Below are 18731 nucleotides of genomic sequence, written 5' to 3'. Positions count from 1 at the left end.
TGTCAGGAACGCTCGGAATTCAGTTGGTGCAGAGCGACAATGCGTTCCTTGAGCTGGTCGCGGGTGGCCGCGGCGATCGGCGGGCCGCCGCAGCGCCGGCGCAGCTCGTTGTGGATCCAGCCGTGCGGCTTGCCGGTGCGGTGGTGGGCGATCGACACCAGCGTGTTGAGTTCGCGGCGCAGCTCGCGCAGCTGACCGTGCGTGGTGCCGGGCATCGACGGCACGGGTGCCGGCTGGCCGGACGCGGCCCGCTTCTGTAGCTGCTCGTCCTGGCGGCGGCCCAGCAGGGCGCGCATCTGGTCGACGTCGAGCAGTCCGGGGATGCCGAGGTAGTCGGCCTCTTCCTCGCTGCCGGCCGGGGTGGCGGTGCCGAACGAGGATCCGTCGAAGATCACCTGGTCCAGTTCGGCGTCGGCGCCCAGCGAGGTGAAACCCTTTTCCTCGTCGGTCTTTTCGTTCCGTTCCCGAATGGCGGGATCTTCCAGCAGCGGGTCGTCGAGCGATTCGCGATGCGGTTCGCCCAGGACGTGGTTGCGCTGGGCCTCCAGCTCGCTGGCCAGCTGCAGCAGGTTGGGCACCGAAGGGAGGAAGATGCTGGCGATTTCGCCGGGCCGCCGCGACCGCACGAACCGCCCGATGGCCTGCGCGAAGAACAGCGGGGTCGACGCGCTGGTGGCATAGATCCCGACCGACAGCCGGGGGACGTCGACGCCCTCGGAGACCATCCGCACCGCGACCAGCCAGCGGCCGGTGCCGTCGGAGAATTGGCTGATGCGCTCCGACGATCCCGGGTCGTCGGACAGCACGACCGTGGGCACTTCGCCGGTCAGCCTCGTCAGCAGGGTGGCGTAGGCACGGGCCGCGGTCTGGTCGGAGGCGATGATCATCCCGCCGGCGTCCGGCACGTGCGTGCGCAGCTGCCGCAGCCGTTGGTCGGCGGCGGTGATCACCGCGGGCATCCATTCGCCGGCGGGGTCCAGCGCGGTGCGCCACGCCCGCGCGGTTTGCTCGGCGGACAGCGGCTCGCCGAGCCGGGCCGTGTGTTCCTCGCCGGCGCTGTCGCGCCAGCGCGCTTCCCCCGAGTACGCCAGGAACACCACCGGGCGCACCACGCCGTCGGCGAGGGCCTCGGAGTAGCCGTAGGTGTGGTCGGCCTCCGAGCGCTGGATCCCGTCGGCGCCAGAGGTGTAGGTGACGAAGGGGATTGGGCTGTCGTCACTGCGAAACGGCGTGCCCGTCAGGGCCAGCCGACGCGTCGCGTCGGAGAACGCCTCGCGGATCGCGTCGCCCCATGTCTTGGCGTCGCCGCCGTGGTGGATCTCGTCGAAGATCACCAAGGTGTTGCGCTGCTCGGTGCGCACCCGGTGCAGCGTCGGGCGCGACGCCACCTGGGCGTAGGTGACCAGCACGCCGTGGTACTCCCGCGAGTTCGTCGCGTTGGTATTGGAGAACCTCGGGTCCAGCGCCAGGCCGTGCCGCGCGGCGGCCTGTGCCCACTGCACCTTCAGGTGCTCGGTCGGCACCACGACAGTGACCTGCTCGACGACTCGCTGCGCGAGCAGCTCGGCGGCCACCCGCAGCGCGAAGGTTGTCTTCCCCGATCCCGGGGTGGCCACGGCGAGGAAGTCGCGCCCCTGACCGGTCAGGTATTTGACCAACGCGCGGCGCTGCCAGCCGCGCAGCGGGCTGCTGCCGGCGCCGGCGGCGTTACCTTCTTCGAGGGTCGCGTCGACGGTGGTGGCCGGCTGCATCGACTGCGTCCCCCAATGGCTGATCTGGCGCGCCGTAGACGACCACGCTCCGACAAGTCTTGCGTCCGGCCCGCGATGCAATCCGGCCGCGGGGACGAGTGTGAAATGTAGCATGGCAACGCTTTTCGGCGTGGCAACGTCGCCGAAACGCCGACGCGAGTTTATCCCGAGAGCTGTGACCGGCCGGCCAGATCGCGGGTCTGCAGCCACGCGTCGATGCGCGCGGCGACGTCGGTCCAGCCCGGTTCGAGCATCATGTTGTGCCCCATCGTGAAGAACTCGGCGGTGGTCCCGTAGGCGCGAGCGGTGGCGCGCACCGCGGCCTTGCTGACGAAGCCGTCGTGCGTGGCGCCGAGCACCAGGACCGGCGTCGTCACGCGCTTGGTTTTCACCCGGCGGAGCATCGGGTCGGTCATCGCGGCGCGGATGCTCTCGGGGCCGGCGCGGTGCCGGCAGGATTCGACGATGTCCTCGGGCGTGTCCGCGCAGAAGAGGTATTCGCGCGCCAGCGCCGGGGTGGCGAGGAACTTCAGCAGCGTCGGGTCGTTCCACGACTCGATCGTCATCGTCGGCCGGCGGCACCAGACGCGCAGCGAGGTCCCGAGCACGCCTGACGGCGGCAGGGAGCCCACCAGCACGGCGGCCGCGGCCCGCCGGTCTTCGAGGTAGCGCTGGATCGTGTACCCGCCCAGCGAGTGGCCGATCAGCACCGGGGAGCCGCCCAGGTCGTCGGCGACCGCGCGGACGTCGTCGACGTAATCGGTGACGGACACCTTGGGCAGCGGCTTGTCGGTGGGGCTGGTGCCGTGCCCGCGCAGGCTCATCGCGACCGCGCGGTAGCCGGCGTCGGCGAAATAGTCCAGGAAACCGTCGTCCCAACACCAGGCGCCGTGCCAGCCGCCGTGCACGAACAGCAGCGGCGCCGGATGCACCTGGCCGGCCGCTCCCTTGTCGATCACCTCAAGCATGAGCTGACATTTGCTGTTGTCGGCCGCGCCGTCAAGGGCTTCTCCGGTGCGCGAGCGTGACGATGATGTCGTCGTGCCGGTGCCCGCTAGGCTTGCGGGGTGTTTGAATCGCTGTCCGACCGGTTGACCGGTGCCCTCGCGGGCCTGCGCGGCAAGGGTCGACTGACCGAGGCCGATATCGATGCCACCACCCGCGAGATCCGGCTGGCGCTGCTGGAAGCCGACGTATCGCTGCCGGTGGTGCGCGCATTCGTCGGCCGGATCAAGGACCGCGCCCGGGGCGCGGAGGTGTCCGGCGCGCTGAACCCGGCGCAGCAGGTCGTCAAGATCGTCAACGAAGAACTCATCGGCATCCTCGGCGGCCAGACCCGCCAGCTGGCCTTCGCGAAGGCGCCGCCGACGGTGATCATGCTCGCCGGCCTGCAGGGTTCCGGTAAGACCACGCTGGCCGGAAAGCTGGCGTACTGGCTTCGCACCCAAGGACATACGCCGTTGCTGGTGGCCTGCGACCTGCAGCGCCCCGCCGCGGTCAACCAGCTCCAGGTCGTCGGCGAGCGGGCCGGCGTGCCGGTGTTCGCGCCGCACCCGGGGGAGTCTCCGGGCTCCGGGCCCGGTGACCCCGTCGCCGTCGCGGCCGCGGGTCTGGCCGAGGCGCAGGCCAAGCACTTCGATGTCGTGATCGTCGACACCGCCGGACGGCTGGGCATCGACGACGAGCTGATGAGCCAGGCCGCCGCCATCCGGGACGCCGTTGACCCCGACGAGGTGATCTTCGTCCTGGACTCGATGATCGGTCAGGACGCCGTGACCACCGCGGAGGCGTTCCGCGAGGGCGTCGGCTTCACCGGTGTGGTGCTGACCAAGCTCGACGGCGACGCCCGCGGTGGCGCCGCGCTGTCGGTCCGCGAAGTGACCGGCGTGCCAATCCTTTTCGCCTCCACCGGCGAGAAGCTGGAGGACTTCGACGTCTTCCACCCCGACCGCATGTCCAGCCGCATCCTGGGCATGGGCGACGTGCTGAGTCTGATCGAGCAGGCCGAGCAGGTCTTCGACGCCGAGCAGGCCGAGGCCGCCGCCGCCAAGATAGGCTCCGGCGAGCTGACGCTGGAGGACTTCCTCGAGCAGATGCTGGCCATCCGCAAGATGGGCCCGATCGGCAACCTGCTGGGCATGCTGCCCGGCGCCGGGCAGATGAAGGACGCGCTGGCCGAGGTCGACGACCGCCAGCTCGACCGGCTGCAGGCCATCATCCGCGGCATGACGCCGCAGGAGCGGGCCGACCCCAAGATCATCAACGCGTCGCGGCGGCTGCGCATCGCCAACGGCTCGGGCGTGGCCGTGTCCGAGGTCAACCAGCTGGTCGACCGCTTCTTCGAGGCCCGCAAGATGATGTCGTCGATGCTCGGCGGCATGGGCATCCCGGGCATCGGCCGCAAGTCCGCGACGCGAAAAGCCAAGGGCGCGAAGGGCAAGAAGGGCAAGAAGGGCGGGCGTGGCCCGACCCCGCCGAAGGTGCGCAGCCCGTTCGGTCCCGGCGGCGCCGGCATGCCCGCCGGGTTCCCCGACCTCTCGCAGATGCCCGAAGGCCTCAACGAGCTACCGCCCGGGCTGGCCGACTTCGACCTGTCCAAGCTGAAGTTCCCGGGCAACCCGGGTAAGAACTAGCCGCGCCGTGCGCATGCACGTGCGGGGTCGGGCGCTGCCCGACGAGGCCGAGATCGAACTGTGGATCGTCGAGGGCCGCATCAGCACCGAGCCGGTCTCCGGCGCCGACACCGTGTTCGAGGGCGGCTGGATTCTGCCCGGTCTGGTCGACGCCCACTGCCACATCGGCCTCGGCGATCATGGCGAGATCCCGCTCGACGACGCGGTCGCCCAGGCCGAGGCCGAGCGCGAGGTCGGCGCCCTGCTGCTGCGGGACTGCGGTTCGCCCACCGACACCCGCAGCCTCGACGACCGCGACGACATGCCCCGCATCATCCGGGCCGGAAAGCATCTGGCCCGCCCGAAGCGGTACGCGGCGGGCTTCTCCCGCGAGCTCGAGGACGAGTGGCAGCTGCCGGCGGCGGTGGCCGAGGAAGCCAAGCGCGGCGACGGCTGGGTCAAGCTGGTCGGCGACTGGATCGACCGCGGCGTCGGCGATCTCGCCCCGCTGTGGTCCGACGACGTGCTCAAGGCCGCCATCGACACCGCGCACGAGCACGGGGCCCGGGTCACCGCGCACGTCTTCAGCGAGGACGCGCTGCCCGGCCTGATCAACGCCGGCATCGACTGCATCGAACACGGCACCGGCCTGGACGACGACACCATCGCGCTGATGGTCGAGCACCGGACCGTGTTGGTCCCGACGCTGGTCAACATCGTCGAGAACTTCTCCGGTATCGCCGACGCGGCCGCGGGGAAGTACCCGGACTACGCCACCCACATGCGTGACCTCTACGCCCGCGCCGGGCCGCGCATCGCCGCGGCCCGGGAGGCGGGCGTGCCGATCTATGCCGGCAGCGACGCCGGCACGATGGTGGCGCCCGGGCGCATCGCCGACGAGGTCGAGGCGCTGAAGGGCATCGGGATGAGCGCCACCGAGGCGCTGGGCGCGGCGTGCTGGGACGCGCGCCGCTGGCTGGGCCGGCCGACCCTGGAACACGGGGCCTCCGCCGACCTGGTGTGCTACTCGCAGGACCCGCGCCTGGGTCCCGGCGTGCTGGGCCAGCCGGATCTGGTGATCCTGCGCGGCAAGACCTTTCGGCCCTAGAAACCAACCAAGTGCTAGCCGCGCGCGCCGTCGCGCCGGCGGATAGGATCGCGGGATGGCGTTAGCCAGCGGCGCGACCTTCGCCGGTTACATGGTCGCGCGAAGGCTGGGTGCAGGGATGACCGGCGAGGTGTACCTGGTCCAAGACCGACGGTCGGCGCGCTGGGCTGCGCTGAAAATCCTCTCGCGGGCGTGGTCGTCGGACAGCGAGTTCCGCGGGCGGTTCCACTGGGAGACCGCGATCGCGGCGAACCTTCGGCACCCGCACGTTATCGAGGTGTTCGACCGCGGCGAGTTCAACGACCAGCTGTGGATCGCGATGAGCTACGTCGAAGGCATCAGCGCGGCGCAGCTGATGGCCGACCGCTTCCCGGCGGTGTCGCCGGTCGACGAGGTGCTGGCCATCCTGACCGCCGCAGCCGAGGCCCTCGACGAGGCCCACCACCGCGGGCTGCTGCACCGCGACGTCAAGCCCGCCAACATCGTGCTGACCGGACGGGAAGCCGGCGAGCAACGGGTTCTGTTGACCGACTTCGGGCTGGCCCGCCGGGGCGGCGCGTCCGAAGCCGCGCCCGACGGCCCGGCCGGCTACGCCGCGCCGGAGCAGCTGGCGGGCGGCCAGCTCGACGAGCGCGCCGACCAGTACGCCCTGGCGGCGACGGCGTTCCACCTGTTGACCGGCGCACCGCCGGTGCACGAAACCGGCGCCGCGCCGCCGCTGCTCAGCGACCAACGCCCGGAGCTGGCGCGCCTCGACGAGGTCTTCTCCCGGGCGCTGGCGACCGACCCCGCCGACCGGTTCCCGTCCTGCGGCGCGTTCGCGGACGCGGCCACCGAACACGGCGGCGTCTCGGTGGGCGACCACAACCCCGAGTCCGCCGCCGCGGCCGAATACCTCACCTGGCCGGACCTGGATGACCTGTCGGACAGGTCGGCGGCCAACCTGCAGCCCGCGGCGTGGCGCAAGGAGGCGACCGGCGCCACGAAGCGCCCGGCGCCGAAAGCGGTGACACCCCGTCCGACCGACTCGTCCGCGTCGACGGTCGACACGGCCGGGGGATCGGGGGGCCGTCGCCCCGTCGTGCCGAGCAGACGCAGGCCGCGGCGCCTGGTGCTGGCCGCCGGGGCGGTCGTGGTCGTCGCGGCGCTGGCCGTCGTCGCCTTCCTCGTCGCGCGCAAGTTCGACCTGAACGCCGACCGAGACCCCAGCGCCCCGGCCAGCACCCCGCTCGACGGCACCTACCGCCTCCAGGTCGACCGCTCGAAGCAGACGTTCAACGAGACACCGGATCCGCAGCCGCCCGACGCCAACAGCTGGTGGGCGTTCCGCTCGTCGTGCACGCCGAGCGCCTGCAGCGCCGCCGCGGTGCAGCTCGACGACGGCGACCACAGCCGGGTGAAGACACCCGACGCGCAGCCGGTCCTGTGGGATTTCCGCGACGGCAGCTGGATAGCCCGCCCGACGAGCGGCAGGGTCTCGTGCGTCGGCCCCGCCGGCGCGGCGGGCAAGCAGGCGTCCAGCCAGGTGCTCACCTTGCACCCGCAGCCCTCGGGCGACCTCACCGGCCAGCTGACGCTGACCGTGCAGACCAATGGCTGCCGCCAGCAGGGCGCCGTGATCCGCGCCCCCGCGGTGGCCTCGCGCGTCGGCGACGTGCCGCCTGAGCTGCAGCTTCCCGATCCGGTGACGATCCTCGCCACCTCCTCGGCGCCGACCACGCGGACCCCGCATCGGTGACGTCGTAGGAAAAAGATTGTGAGCGATTGCTATCTATGTTAGCGTCGGGATAACCAACAGCCCCGGAGGTAGCACTCATGTACGACGTCATCATTCGCAACGGATTGTGGTTCGACGGCACCGGCGCGGCGCCGCAGACCCGCACGCTCGGTATCCGGGACGGCGTGGTGGCGACCGTCACCGCCGGCCCGCTGGACGAGACCGGTTGCCCCGAGGTGATCGACGCCGCGGGCAAGTGGATCATGCCGGGCTTCATCGACGTGCACACGCACTACGACGCCGAGGTGCTGCTGGACCCCGGCCTGCAGGAGTCAGTGCGCCACGGCGTCACCACGGTGCTGCTCGGCATGTGCTCGCTGTCGACGGTGTACGCCGGCTCCGAGGACGCCGCCGACCTGTTCAGCCGCGTCGAGGCGGTGCCGCGCAAGTTCGTCCTCGGCGCGCTGGAAGCCAACCGGACCTGGTCGACGGCCGCGGAATACATCGACGCCATCGACGCGCTGCCGCTGGGGCCGAATGTCAGTTCGCTGCTTGGTCATTCGGACCTGCGCAGCACGGTGCTGGGCCTCGACCGCGCCACCGACGCCACCGTCAAGCCGACCGACGCTGAGCTGGAGAAGATGGCCAAGCTACTCGACGAGGCGCTCGAGGCCGGCATGCTCGGCATGTCCGGCATGGACGCGGCGATCGACAAGCTCGACGGCGACCGGTTCCGCTCGCGGGCGCTGCCGTCGACCTTCGCGACGTGGCGCGAGCGGCACAGGCTGATCAAGGTGCTGCGCAAGCGCGGCCGGATGCTGCAGAGCGCGCCCGACGTGAACAACGCCGCGACGGCAATCCTGTTCTTCCTGGCCAGTAGTCGAATGTTCAACCGGCGCAAGGGCGTTCGGATGAGCCTGCTGGTGTCGGCCGACGCCAAGTCCAATCCGCTCGCGGTCTACGTCTTCGGGCCCGCCGTACGCCTGGCGAACAAGGTGTTCGGTTCCAGCGTCAAATTCCAGCACCTGCCGGTGCCCTTCGAGTTGTACTCCGACGGAATCGATCTGCCGGTGTTCGAGGAGTTCGGCGCGGGCACCGCGGCCCTGCATCTGCGTGATCAGTTGCAGCGCAACGAGTTACTGGCCGACGAGGGATACCGCCGGAAGTTCCGGCAGGAGTTCGACAAGATCAAGCTCGGCCCGTCGCTGTGGCACCGCGACTTCCACGACGCCGTCATCGTCGAATGCCCCGATAAGTCGTTGATCGGCAAGAGCTTTGGCAAGATCGCCGACGAGCGCGGGCTGCACCCGCTGGACGCGTTCCTCGATGTGCTCGTCGAAAACGGTGAGCGCAATGTGCGGTGGACGACCACGGTGGCCAACCACCGGCCCAAGCTGCTCGACGCGCTCGCCAACGAGGACAGCGTGCACATGGGCTTCTCGGACGCCGGTGCGCACCTGCGCAACATGGCGTTCTACAACTTCCCGATCAAGATGCTCAAGCGCACCCGGGACGCATCCCGGGCCGGCACGCCGTTCATGTCCACCCAGCGTGCGGTGCACCGGCTGACCGGCGAACTGGCGGAGTGGTTCGGCCTCGAGGCCGGCACCCTGCGGCAGGGCGACCGCGCCGACTTCGTGGTGATCGATCCGGCCGGCCTCAACGAGGCGGTCGAGGGCTACTACGAGCAGGAGGTGCCCTTCTACGGTGGGCTGCGGCGGATGGTCAACCGCAACGACGACGCCGTGGTCGCCACCGGCGTCAATGGGGCCGTGGTGTTCCGCGCCGGCAAGTTCCGCGACGGCTACGGCCAGACCGTGCAGTCGGGCCGCTACCTGCGGGCGGGCCAGCGCCGCCCGGCGCCCGCGAAGGTGCACGCCTGACATGGCCCGCACTCAGCAACAGCGCCGCGAGGAGACCGTCGGCCGGCTGCTGGAGGCCTCGATCGCCAGCATCGTCGAGGTCGGCTACGCCCGGGCGTCGGCCGCGGTGATCACCAAGCGCGCGGGCGTGTCCGTGGGGGCGTTGTTCCGCCACTTCGAGACGATGGGCGACTTCATGGCCGCGACGGCATCGGAGGTGCTGCGCCGGCAGGTGGAGTCGTTCACCAAGCAGGTCGCCGCAATCCCGGCCGGCCGCCCGGCATTGGAGGCAGCGCTGGTGATCCTGCGGGACATCACCGGCGGCCCCACCAACGCGGTGCTCTACGAACTGATGATCGCCGCGCGCACCGACGAGAAGCTCAACGCCCACCTGCGGGACGTGCTGGCGCAGTACACCGCAAAGATTCTCGACGCCGCGCGGGCCCTGCCTGGCGCCGACGCGATCGGCGGGGACACGTTCCCGGTGCTCGTGGCGTTGATGACCAACGTCTTCGACGGCGCGGCGATGGTGCGTGGGATTTTTCCGGAGCCCGATATCGAAGAACAGCGAATTGCGTTGCTGTCCAAGCTGATTACCGGGCTGGTCCCGGATGAGAAACTTTAGAGCGAGCCGACGCTGGACGACGGGTTGAGGGCGAAGCCCCAGTCGAACAGGTTGCCCGCCTGATCCCAATACGTCGGGCCACCCGGCTTCAGCAGCCCGTACATCATCGCGACCACCAGTCGGCGACCTCCGCGCGCCGCGGCGCCGACGAATGTCTTGCGGGCGGCGTTGGTGAACCCGGTCTTGCCGCCGATGGCGCCGGGGTAGCGGGTCAGCAGCTCGTCCTGGTTGGTGATCGGCTGGTCGCCGTGATCGCCGGGGAACATCGCCGACGGCTCGGCGGTGATGTGGGCGAACATCGGGTTGGCCATCGCGGCCCGGAAGATCACCGCCAGGTCGTGCGCGGTCGAGGACCCCGAGCCGCCGGGCCCGTCCAGGCCGGACGGCGTCGCCGCGTGCGTGCTGACCGCGCCCAGCGAGGCCGCCTTCGCGTTCATCTTGGCGACCGTGACGTCCGGGCCGCCCAGCAGGTGGGCCAGCGTGTTGGCGGCGTCGTTACCCGAGACCAGCAGCAGGCCGTCGAGCAACTGGCGGGCGGTGTAGGTGCGGCCCGGCTTGATGCCGACGCAGTTGCACTCGACCTGCGTGTCGGCGACATCGGCGACCACGGTCGAGTCAAGGCTGACCTCGTCCAGGACCACCTGCGCCAGCAGCGTCTTGATGGTGCTCGCCGGCGGGTGCTGCACGTTCTGGTCGCGCCCGGCCAGCACCTGACCGCTGTCCAGGTCGGCCAGGATCCAGGTCGCGGCGGGCCCGTCGGGGATGGGCACCGAACCGATCGGTTGGGTGCTGTCGGCCCATGACCGGGGGGCCACGCCTAAGCAGGTGCTGACGGCGAGCAGGGCGGCGACCGCGGCCATGAGTTTCCGCATGGCCGCAAAGTTTAACGTCCGGACCTGGAATTGCGGCGGTGGGCTGCGGCATTGTAAATACCATGAGCGAACGACTCGACTACGCGGCGGTGTCCCCACGAGGCGTGAAAGCACTTGGCGGCGTTCACCTTTACGTGAGCCAGTCCGGCCTGTTGCCGGGGCTGGTGACCACGGTCTACCTGCGGGTGTCACTGATCAACGGCTGTGCGTATTGCATCGACATGCACTCGCGCGAACTGCGCGACCTCGGCGTATCGAACGAGAAGATCGCCCTGGTTCCGGTGTGGCAGGAGGCGGGGGAGCTGTTCGACGCCCGCGAGCGCGCCGCCCTGGCGTGGGCCGAAACCGTCACCCGGATCTCGGAAACCGGCGCGCCCGACAGCGCGTACGCGGCCGCGTCGGAGGTGTTCGACGACAAGGAATTGGTCGACCTGACGCTGGCGATCGGGGTGATGAACGCCTACAACCGGTTGGCGGTCAGCTTCCGCAATCCGCCGGCATCGGCGGTCGCGAAACGCGCCGAGTGAGGCGCCGCGGCCCCGCCTACATCCCGGGTGTTCAATCTATGCATGTTGAGCCTGGCCGAAATTTCCGACCGTCTGGAGATCCAGCAGCTGATGGTGGACTACTCCACCGCCATTGACCAGCGGCGATTCGACGATTTGGACAAGGTATTCACCCCCGACGCGTACATCGATTACACCGCCCTGGGCGGGATCGAGGGGCCCTACCCCGAGGTCAAGAAGTGGCTGTCGGAGGTGCTGCCGACCTTCCCGATCTACGCGCACATGCTCGGGAACTTCTCGGTGCAGGTCGAGGGGGATAAGGCCTCGTCGCGGGTGATCTGCTTCAACCCGATGGTGCTGCCGGGCGACAAGGACCAGATCCTGTTCTGCGGCCTCTGGTACGACGACGAGTTCGCCCGCACCCCCGAGGGCTGGCGGATGACGCGCCGGGTCGAGACGAAGATCTACCAAAAGGTGCAGTAGGCGCCGAGAGGCCGGATTTCTGTCCGACGCCGCTGGTCTGGCACAATGGGCGGCTGTCCGCCCCGCGACTCCGGCCGCGCGGTGGTCACGCACGCGAGGCAAAACCGGATCCGGGCATTCCGCCCGCTTCGCTGAATTGCAGCGTGATACACACAGGAGAAGTCGCTTAACCATGGCTGTGAAGATCAAGCTGACTCGGCTTGGCAAAATCCGCAATCCCCAGTACCGCATCGCCATCGCGGACGCCCGCAACCGGCGCGACGGCCGCTCCATCGAGGTCATCGGCCGGTATCACCCGAAGGAAGACCCGAGCCTGATCGAGATCAACTCCGAGCGGGCCCAGTACTGGCTTTCGGTCGGGGCACAGCCCACCGAGCCCGTCCTCAAGCTGCTGAAGATCACCGGTGACTGGCAGAAGTTCAAGGGCCTGCCCGGCACCGAGGGCACCCTGAAGATCAAGGAACCCAAGCCCAGCAAGCTGGAGCTGTTCAACGCCGCGCTGGCCGAGGCCGACGGCGGGCCCACCACCGAGGCCGCCAAGCCGAAGAAGAAGGCCCCGGCCAAGAAGGCCCCCGCGAAGGCCGACGAGGCCGCCCCTGAAGCCGCCGCCGCCGCGAAGGCCGACGAGGCCGCCCCTGAAGCCGCCGCCGCTGAGGCACCCGCCGCCGAGGCCGAAGCCCCCGCCGCCGCTGAGGCGCCCGCCGCCGAGGCTGAAGCCGCACCGGCCGAACCGGCGACCGAGGGCTGACCGCCGCGATGAGTACGGTCGTCGTCGACGCAGTCGAACATCTGGTCCGCGGAATCGTGGACAACCCTGACGATGTCCGGGTGGACTTGGTCACCAGCCGGCGCGGGCGCACGGTCGAGGTGCACGTGCACCCCGACGATCTGGGCAAGGTCATCGGTCGTGGCGGACGCACCGCGACCGCGTTGCGCACGCTGGTCGCCGGCATCGGCGGCCGCGGTATCCGCGTCGACGTGGTGGACACCGACCAGTAGGCGGGGCGCTCATGGAGCTGCTCGTCGGGCGCGTAGTGAAGGCGCACGGCATCACTGGCGAGGTGGTCGTGGACGTTCGCACCGACGATCCCGAAGCCCGCTTCGCGCCGGGAGTCACGTTGCGCGCCAAGCCATCCCGCGGTGACGGCCCACAGCGTAGCTATGTCGTCGCCGCCGCGCGCGAACACAGCGGGCGGCTGCTGGTGCGGCTGGACGGGGTCGACGACCGCGACACCGCCGATGCGTTGCGCGGCAACGTATTCGTGGTGGACTCCGGCGACCTGCCGCCGATCGACGAGGACGACACCTATTACGACCATCAGCTCGAGGGCCTGGCCGTCCGCACGACGGGCGGGCAGGACATCGGCGTGATCGCTGAGGTACTGCACACCGCGGCCGGCGAATTGCTGGCCGTCACGCGGACCGACGGCGGCGCGGAATTGTTGGTGCCCTTCGTCGGGGCCATCGTCATGTCGGTGTCGCTGGACGACCGGATCGTCGAGATCGATCCGCCCGAGGGCCTGCTGGATTTGGAGTAGATGGGGCGCGCATCGACATGAAGATCGACGTGGTCACGATTTTCCCGACCTACCTGGACCCGCTGCGACAAGCGTTGCCGGGCAAGGCGATCGAGTCGGGGCTGGTCGACCTGCGCGTGCACGACCTGCGCCGCTGGACACACGACGTGCACCGGACGGTCGACGACGCGCCCTACGGCGGTGGGCCCGGAATGGTGATGAAGGCGCCGGTGTGGGGTGACGCGCTGGATGAGATCTGTTCTGAGGAAACGCTTTTGGTGGTGCCGACGCCGGCGGGAGTGCTGTTCGACCAGGCCGCCGCCCAGCGCTGGAGCGCCGAGCGGCATCTGGTGTTCGCCTGCGGCCGCTACGAGGGCATCGATCAGCGCGTCGCCGACGACGCCGCCGGACGGATGCGGGTCGAAGAGGTCTCCATCGGCGACTACGTGCTGCCCGGTGGCGAATCAGCGGCCCTGGTGATGATCGAGGCTGTCCTGCGGCTGCTGGCCGGCGTTCTCGGCAATCCCGCGTCGCACCAGGAGGATTCGCATTCGCCGACGATGGGCGGCCTGCTGGAGGGGCCGAGCTATACCCGGCCGCCGAGCTGGCGTGGCCGCGACGTGCCCGAGGTGTTGTTGTCGGGTGATCACGCCCGAATCGCCGCGTGGCGCAAGGAGGTATCGCTGCAGCGCACCCGGGAGCGCCGCCCGGACCTGGGGGCCTAGCGGCTAGGCGGTGCCGATGCGGCCGTTGGGGAATATCGTCTTGACGGCGTTGGTGATCGTCTGGCGCGCGGTGGCGTCATCGCTGGGCTGCAGCGACTGGACGACCATGATGTAGCGACGGTCGGGACCGATCACGCCGGTCGACAGGTGTACCCAGTCGGCGCCGATGCAGCACATCCAACCCTGTTTGACCGCAACCGTTTCGGCGAACAGGCCGTCGGGGATGCCGAACCGCTGTGGGTAGCCGTCCAGCCCGTTCGGCGTGGACTGGGCCAGGTCGTTGACGATGATCTTGGCCCGCTCCGGCGACAGCCCGCCGGTCCCGTCGAGCAGCATCTCGTAGTAGTGGATCAGGTCGGGCAGCGTGCTCATCGTGTTCCACCAGCGCCCGTCGCTGGGCGGCGTGGTCGCGCCCAACCCGTACCGGCCGGCCACCTCGGTGATGATGCTGTCGCCGCCGCCCTGGTCCCAGAACCGCTCGGCGGCGCCGTCGTCGGAGGACTGCAGCATGACGTCGAGGGCCTTGCGGTCGTCGGGGGACAGGGTCGTCCTGCCCTGGGATTCGGCCAGCAGCAGATCGTCGGCGATGAAGAGCTTGGCCACCGACGCGGTGCCGATGATCTGAGAGTTGCCGTTGGAGACCAGCTCGTGGGTCTTGCGGTCGAGGATGGCGACCGACAGGGTGGCCCCGTTGGCGGCGGCCTCGTCGGTGGCCTGCTGGATGCGGCCCTGCACCCCGCTGAAGCCGGCGGTCGGCAGGCCTTCGGCCGCGGCGACCCCGGCCGGCCCGACGGTGTCCAGCAGCCGCTCGATGAACTGCGGCTGTGGCTCCAGCCGGCGCTCGACCAGCGCGGGCTTGGCGGTCAACTTGGCCGGGCCCTTGCCCGAAATGAGGGCCTCGTCGCACCCGGCGATCACCATCGTCACCGCGGCGATCGCGGTGAGCACGGTCAGCGGGCGGGTACGCATTCTCGGTCTCTCACTTTCTTGAAGTAAACAGGCAACCAGCGGCCTCGTTGCCGTCTACCTCGGGCTTCCCGCGCAAGCTTGGGTTCACCTGCGCGTTCGGTCCCCGTCATATGTACCATTCAGCACGGCCTACCGGTCGCCACAAACCGCCTCATTTCACGTGATTTTCACAGCACGCGGGGTATCTGGCACAATTGACCAGTTGTCTCGAGCGGTTGTCGGCGGGCCGGTGCGCCCCCCGCATGCCGTGGGATACACCCTGAAAGCCCCGAACCATCGGCTCGGTGACCGCCTCACGTCTACGTGTGGGTGGCTGCCCAGGCCGCGATCCGCAAGGAAGTGTCTTCTTAAGATGAACAGGCTGGACTTCGTCGACCAGACGTCGCTGCGCGACGACATCCCGGCCTTCAGCCCGGGCGACACCATCAACGTGCACGTCAAGGTCATCGAGGGTGCGAAAGAGCGCGTCCAGGTGTTCAAGGGCGTGGTCATCCGCCGGTCCGGTGGCGGCGTCCGTGAGACGTTCACCGTCCGGAAAGAGAGCTATGGCGTCGGCGTCGAGCGGACCTTCCCGGTGCATTCGCCGACCATCGACCACATCGAGGTGGTGACTCGTGGCGATGTTCGCCGCGCCAAGCTGTACTACCTGCGCGAACTCCGTGGCAAGAAGGCCAAGATCAAGGAGAAGCGCTGAGCCGGTGCGCCCCGGCGGCCCTGCTGGGCCGGTGCGGCGCTTCGCAAGCCCCCAATCGCTGCTGGCTACTCTGATCTCGTGACCGACACGACGGACTCGTCTGAGCCCCAGTCCGAGCCGGGTAAGCCAGAGCCGAAGGTGTCTACCGCAGACGCCACGCACCCCGACGAGGCGCCCACGCCGGACCCCGAACCGGGGGACGAGGCCGACGGCGACGAGCCGAAGAAGAAGTCGGCGCTGCGCGAGCTGGCGATCCTGGCGGTCATCGCCATCACGCTCTACTACGTCATGTTGACGTTCGTGGCGCGCCCGTACCTGATTCCGTCGGAATCGATGGAGCCCACCCTGCACGGCTGTTCGGGCTGCGTCGGCGACCGAATCATGGTCGACAAGATCACCTATCGCTTCGGCTCACCGCATCCCGGGGACGTCATCGTCTTCAAGGGGCCGCCGCCGTGGAACCTGGGCTACAAGTCGATCCGGTCCAACAACACCGCGCTGCGCTGGGTCCAGAACGCGCTGTCCTTCATCGGCTTCGTGCCGCCGGACGAGAACGACTTGGTCAAGCGGGTCATCGCGACCGAGGGACAAACCGTGCAATGCCGGGCCGACACCGGCCTGACCGTCAACGGCAAGCCGCTCAAAGAGCCATTCCTCAACTCCGCCACGATGATGGCCGACCCGGCGATGTACCCGTGCCTGGGCAGCGAATTCGGGCCCGTCACCGTCCCGCCCGGCCGGCTGTGGGTGATGGGTGACAATCGCACACACTCCGCGGACTCGCGCGCCCACTGCACGAGCATCCCCGCCGACGCGCTCAAGGGCATCCTGTGCACCGGCGATCCCATGACGGGAACGGTGCCGGTGCCCAATGTCATCGGAAAGGCCAGGTTCATCGTGTGGCCGCCGTCGCGATGGGGTGGCGTGGGTTCGGTGAACCCCCAACAGGGGCAGTAGCCGTGGCCACGACGTGGCCGCCGCGCGCGGTGATCCGCAAGTCGTCGGGGTTGCGCACTCTGGAGTCCGCGCTGCATCGCAGCGGCCTGGGTCCGGTGGCCGGGGTCGACGAGGTGGGCCGTGGCGCCTGCGCGGGCCCGCTGGTGGTGGCGGCCTGCGTGCTCGGCCCGAACCGGCTGGAAAGCCTTGCGGCCCTTGATGACTCGAAGAAGCTGAACGAGAAGGTGCGGGAGAAGCTGTTCCCGCTGATCTGCCGGTACGCGCTCGCCTATCACGTGGTGTTCATCCCGTCGGTCGAAGTGGACCGGCGCGGCGTGCACGTGGCGAACATCGAGGGCATGCGGCGCGCGGTGGCCGGCCTGCCGCTGCGGCCCGGGTATGTGCTGTCCGACGGCTTCCGGGTGCCGGGCTTGCCGATGCCGTCGCTGCCGGTGATCGGTGGCGACGCGGCCGCGGCCTGCATCGCGGCGGCCAGCGTGCTGGCCAAGGTGAGCCGGGACCGGTTGATGGTCGCGATGGACGCCGACCACCCCGGCTACGGCTTTGCCGAACACAAGGGCTACAGCACGCCTGCGCACAGCAGGGCGCTGACACAGCTGGGGCCCTGCGCCGAGCACCGGTATTCGTTCATCAACGTCCGGCGCGTTGCCAGGGGTGGCCAGGCGCGGGTGGTGGCAGAGTGCAAACCCGACCCTCCGGGCGAGCGGGGCGAATTCCGGTGAGGAAAGATGGGATGAGACTTGCCGCCTCAGGGCCTGGGAAGGCGGGGAACATGGCAGGAAAAGGACGTCTGAGCAGATGAGTGCTGAGGATCTCGAAAAGTACGAAACCGAGATGGAGCTCTCGCTGTACCGCGAATACAAGGACATCGTCGGGCAGTTCAGCTACGTCGTGGAAACCGAGCGACGCTTCTATCTGGCCAACAGCGTGGAGATGGTGCCGCGCAACGCCGACGGCGAGGTCTACTTCGAGCTGCGGCTCTCCGACGCCTGGGTGTGGGACATGTACCGGCCGGCGCGCTTCGTCAAGCAGGTGCGGGTGGTGACCTTCAAGGACGTCAACATCGAAGAGGTCGAGAAGCCCGAGCTGCGGCTGCCGGAGTAGCCCTAGCCGTCCAGGGGGCTGCCGCCGTTGGGCAGCAGCTGCCCGCGGCTGTCGATGACGGCCCGCGCCACGTCGGCCAGCTTGATGTTGAGGGCCTGGGAGTGGCGCCGCAGCAGGTCGAACGCATCGTCCTCGGACATGTCGTGCAGCAGCATCAGCATCCCGACCGCCTTGCCGATCTCGCGGTTGCTCAGCAGGCCCCGGCGCAGGCTGGCGGAGTCTTCTCCCTTGGCGACCGCGTTGATGGCCACGCTGGCGAAGGCGGCCAGCACAGCAGCGCGCCCGGCGGCCTCGGCGTCGAACACGTCGGGCGTGTCGCTGAACAGGTTGAGCGCGGCACCTTTGCGTTTGTCGACCAGCAGCCGGAATCCCATCGCGCCGCGCACCGGCGTCTCGGCCACCAGCACGGCGGCGAGCTTGGGCCACAGCGAGGGCGTGGCCAGGTTCGCGTCGATCTGCGGGGTTTCTTCCTCGATCGCATCGATGCACGGGCCGTCATTGGTGCGCCGCTCCAGCTCGTCGATTTTTCTGGCGAGCTCGTCGCTGGCGCCGACCGTGACGTAGTGGTCGCCCTCGCGGACCAGCAGGCTGGCGTGGTCGCAGCCCTTGACGACCAGGGTCGCGGCGATGCAGAGCGCGGCGTACATCTCGTTGGCGTCGGAGCCCTGATAGATGATCTCGGCGAGGGCCGCGAAGACGGTGGCCGGGTCGGCCTTCTCGCCGCCCGGCATGGAATCGGGTGCACCGGCATTCGACTCGTCTGCCACTGTGTGCCTCTCTTCCTGCGTTCGCGGTGTTCAGGGCCGCGTTCGGTCACCGTAGATGATCGGTTTTCCGACGCCAACCCCACGTCGTTCAATGCCGGCTCGCGCCGGCCGTCCACGCCCCGCTTCGTAGCGTAAAGCACGTGCTAGAGGCGCCGACGGGCCTCGGGGTGAAAGGGACGGTCAACGTCGCGCCCAGGTAGCTTTGGCTGCGTGAACGTCTACAGCCGCGCCGACCGGATCTGGTAGGGCCCCATGTCGCGGTTCAAGACGGAGATGGCGACGTGTCCCGCCTGCCGGCGGGAGGCCGAGGCGACGGTCGAGTACACCTACGACAGCGACGGCAACGTCGTGTCGCGGCGAGTGCGCGACGTGCATTGCCGATCGTCCGACTGCCCCGGGAGCGACAAACCCCCGCACTGGGGATGAGTTAGCTTGCCGGACAAGGCGATTCGCGTATGTTGA

Annotated in this window: 20 protein-coding genes and 1 pseudogene; 16 read left to right on the top strand and 5 right to left on the bottom strand. The window is 69.3% G+C overall.

Translation table 11 applies throughout. From position 1 onward, the window contains the following. Positions 1 to 2 precede the first annotated feature (2 nt). Positions 3 to 1751 carry a DEAD/DEAH box helicase gene (locus MRAB57_RS27250; protein WP_077090111.1) on the bottom strand — a complete coding sequence of 583 codons (1749 nt, stop codon included), beginning with the start codon at positions 1749 to 1751 and terminating at the stop codon, positions 3 to 5. Positions 1752 to 1912: 161 nt separating this feature from the next. Beyond that, a complete protein-coding gene (locus tag MRAB57_RS27245; RefSeq protein ID WP_077090110.1) occupies positions 1913 to 2719 on the bottom strand; it encodes an alpha/beta hydrolase in 807 nt (268 codons plus the stop codon). A 99-nt stretch (positions 2720 to 2818) separates the two neighbouring features. Between MRAB57_RS27245 and ffh the strand changes: the two genes are divergently transcribed. The 5 genes from ffh (at position 2819) to MRAB57_RS27220 (ending at position 9675) form a co-directional block, all read left to right on the top strand. After that, the gene (gene ffh / locus MRAB57_RS27240; protein ID WP_077090109.1) at positions 2819 to 4384 is read left to right on the top strand and encodes a signal recognition particle protein; all 1566 of its coding nucleotides are present in this window, start codon (positions 2819 to 2821) and stop codon (positions 4382 to 4384) included. 13 nt (positions 4385 to 4397) lie between these two features. Then, positions 4398 to 5471 (top strand): metal-dependent hydrolase family protein, encoded by a 1074-nt coding sequence (locus MRAB57_RS27235; protein WP_108638016.1) that lies wholly within the window; start codon positions 4398 to 4400, stop codon positions 5469 to 5471. 55 nt (positions 5472 to 5526) lie between these two features. Further along, complete coding sequence (locus MRAB57_RS27230) at positions 5527 to 7209, top strand: serine/threonine-protein kinase (RefSeq protein ID WP_077090107.1); 1683 nt, start codon at positions 5527 to 5529, stop codon at positions 7207 to 7209. Between the two features lie 77 nt (positions 7210 to 7286). Beyond that, on the top strand, positions 7287 to 9071 hold the full coding sequence (locus MRAB57_RS27225; protein ID WP_077090106.1) for an N-acyl-D-amino-acid deacylase family protein: 1785 nt from the start codon (positions 7287 to 7289) through the stop codon (positions 9069 to 9071). Position 9072: 1 nt separating this feature from the next. Continuing rightward, positions 9073 to 9675 (top strand): TetR/AcrR family transcriptional regulator, encoded by a 603-nt coding sequence (locus MRAB57_RS27220; RefSeq protein WP_077090105.1) that lies wholly within the window; start codon positions 9073 to 9075, stop codon positions 9673 to 9675. On the opposite strand, the gene MRAB57_RS27215 is transcribed toward MRAB57_RS27220, so the two are convergent. Next, positions 9672 to 10547, bottom strand: a complete 876-nt coding sequence (locus MRAB57_RS27215; RefSeq protein ID WP_077090104.1) for a D-alanyl-D-alanine carboxypeptidase family protein — start codon at positions 10545 to 10547, stop codon at positions 9672 to 9674. The two genes, MRAB57_RS27220 and MRAB57_RS27215, sit on opposite strands and share 4 nt — an antisense overlap. Before the next feature lie 62 nt (positions 10548 to 10609). Here MRAB57_RS27215 and MRAB57_RS27210 point away from each other — a divergent pair, with 62 nt between their 5' ends. From MRAB57_RS27210 to trmD, 6 genes are all read left to right on the top strand, one after another. Next, positions 10610 to 11074 carry a carboxymuconolactone decarboxylase family protein gene (locus MRAB57_RS27210; RefSeq protein ID WP_077090103.1) on the top strand — a complete coding sequence of 155 codons (465 nt, stop codon included), beginning with the start codon at positions 10610 to 10612 and terminating at the stop codon, positions 11072 to 11074. Between the two features lie 42 nt (positions 11075 to 11116). Further along, positions 11117 to 11536, top strand: a complete 420-nt coding sequence (locus tag MRAB57_RS27205) for a nuclear transport factor 2 family protein (RefSeq protein WP_077090102.1) — start codon at positions 11117 to 11119, stop codon at positions 11534 to 11536. Positions 11537 to 11708: 172 nt separating this feature from the next. Further along, on the top strand, positions 11709 to 12284 hold the full coding sequence (gene rpsP, locus MRAB57_RS27200) for a 30S ribosomal protein S16 (RefSeq protein WP_077090101.1): 576 nt from the start codon (positions 11709 to 11711) through the stop codon (positions 12282 to 12284). Between the two features lie 8 nt (positions 12285 to 12292). Beyond that, entirely contained in the window at positions 12293 to 12535 is a 243-nt protein-coding gene (locus MRAB57_RS27195; RefSeq protein WP_036354608.1) for an RNA-binding protein, read from the top strand. Positions 12536 to 12546: 11 nt separating this feature from the next. Then, entirely contained in the window at positions 12547 to 13074 is a 528-nt protein-coding gene (gene rimM / locus MRAB57_RS27190) for a ribosome maturation factor RimM (RefSeq protein WP_077090100.1), read from the top strand. Positions 13075 to 13091: 17 nt separating this feature from the next. After that, on the top strand, positions 13092 to 13778 hold the full coding sequence (gene trmD / locus MRAB57_RS27185; RefSeq protein ID WP_077090099.1) for a tRNA (guanosine(37)-N1)-methyltransferase TrmD: 687 nt from the start codon (positions 13092 to 13094) through the stop codon (positions 13776 to 13778). Positions 13779 to 13781: 3 nt separating this feature from the next. Here trmD and MRAB57_RS27180 read toward each other — a convergent pair whose 3' ends face one another. Further along, the gene (locus MRAB57_RS27180; protein WP_077090098.1) at positions 13782 to 14747 is read right to left on the bottom strand and encodes a serine hydrolase; all 966 of its coding nucleotides are present in this window, start codon (positions 14745 to 14747) and stop codon (positions 13782 to 13784) included. 352 nt (positions 14748 to 15099) lie between these two features. On the opposite strand from MRAB57_RS27180, the gene rplS reads away from it, so the two are divergent. The 4 genes and pseudogenes from rplS (at position 15100) to MRAB57_RS27160 (ending at position 17502) form a co-directional block, all read left to right on the top strand. Then, on the top strand, positions 15100 to 15441 hold the full coding sequence (gene rplS / locus MRAB57_RS27175; protein ID WP_077090097.1) for a 50S ribosomal protein L19: 342 nt from the start codon (positions 15100 to 15102) through the stop codon (positions 15439 to 15441). Positions 15442 to 15519: 78 nt separating this feature from the next. Beyond that, positions 15520 to 16398 carry a signal peptidase I gene (gene lepB, locus MRAB57_RS27170; protein WP_077090096.1) on the top strand — a complete coding sequence of 293 codons (879 nt, stop codon included), beginning with the start codon at positions 15520 to 15522 and terminating at the stop codon, positions 16396 to 16398. 2 nt (positions 16399 to 16400) lie between these two features. Further along, positions 16401 to 17139: pseudogene (locus tag MRAB57_RS27165) on the top strand (ribonuclease HII); the annotation flags it as partial. Positions 17140 to 17196: 57 nt separating this feature from the next. Further along, a complete protein-coding gene (locus MRAB57_RS27160) occupies positions 17197 to 17502 on the top strand; it encodes a DUF2469 domain-containing protein (protein WP_007171389.1) in 306 nt (101 codons plus the stop codon). Between the two features lie 2 nt (positions 17503 to 17504). Here the strand turns inward: MRAB57_RS27160 and MRAB57_RS27155 are convergent, their stop codons facing one another. Beyond that, complete coding sequence (locus MRAB57_RS27155; RefSeq protein ID WP_077090094.1) at positions 17505 to 18269, bottom strand: GAF and ANTAR domain-containing protein; 765 nt, start codon at positions 18267 to 18269, stop codon at positions 17505 to 17507. A gap of 252 nt (positions 18270 to 18521) precedes the next feature. Between MRAB57_RS27155 and MRAB57_RS27150 the strand changes: the two genes are divergently transcribed. Further along, positions 18522 to 18695 (top strand): 5'-phosphate oxidase, encoded by a 174-nt coding sequence (locus tag MRAB57_RS27150; protein WP_077090093.1) that lies wholly within the window; start codon positions 18522 to 18524, stop codon positions 18693 to 18695. Positions 18696 to 18731 lie beyond the last annotated feature (36 nt).

It is taken from the genome of Mycobacterium rhizamassiliense (assembly GCF_900157375.1).
In the GTDB taxonomy this organism is placed as follows: domain Bacteria; phylum Actinomycetota; class Actinomycetes; order Mycobacteriales; family Mycobacteriaceae; genus Mycobacterium; species Mycobacterium rhizamassiliense.
Note: the sequence above shows the minus strand (reverse complement) of the source record. Positions and strands in the feature narration are given on the sequence as shown.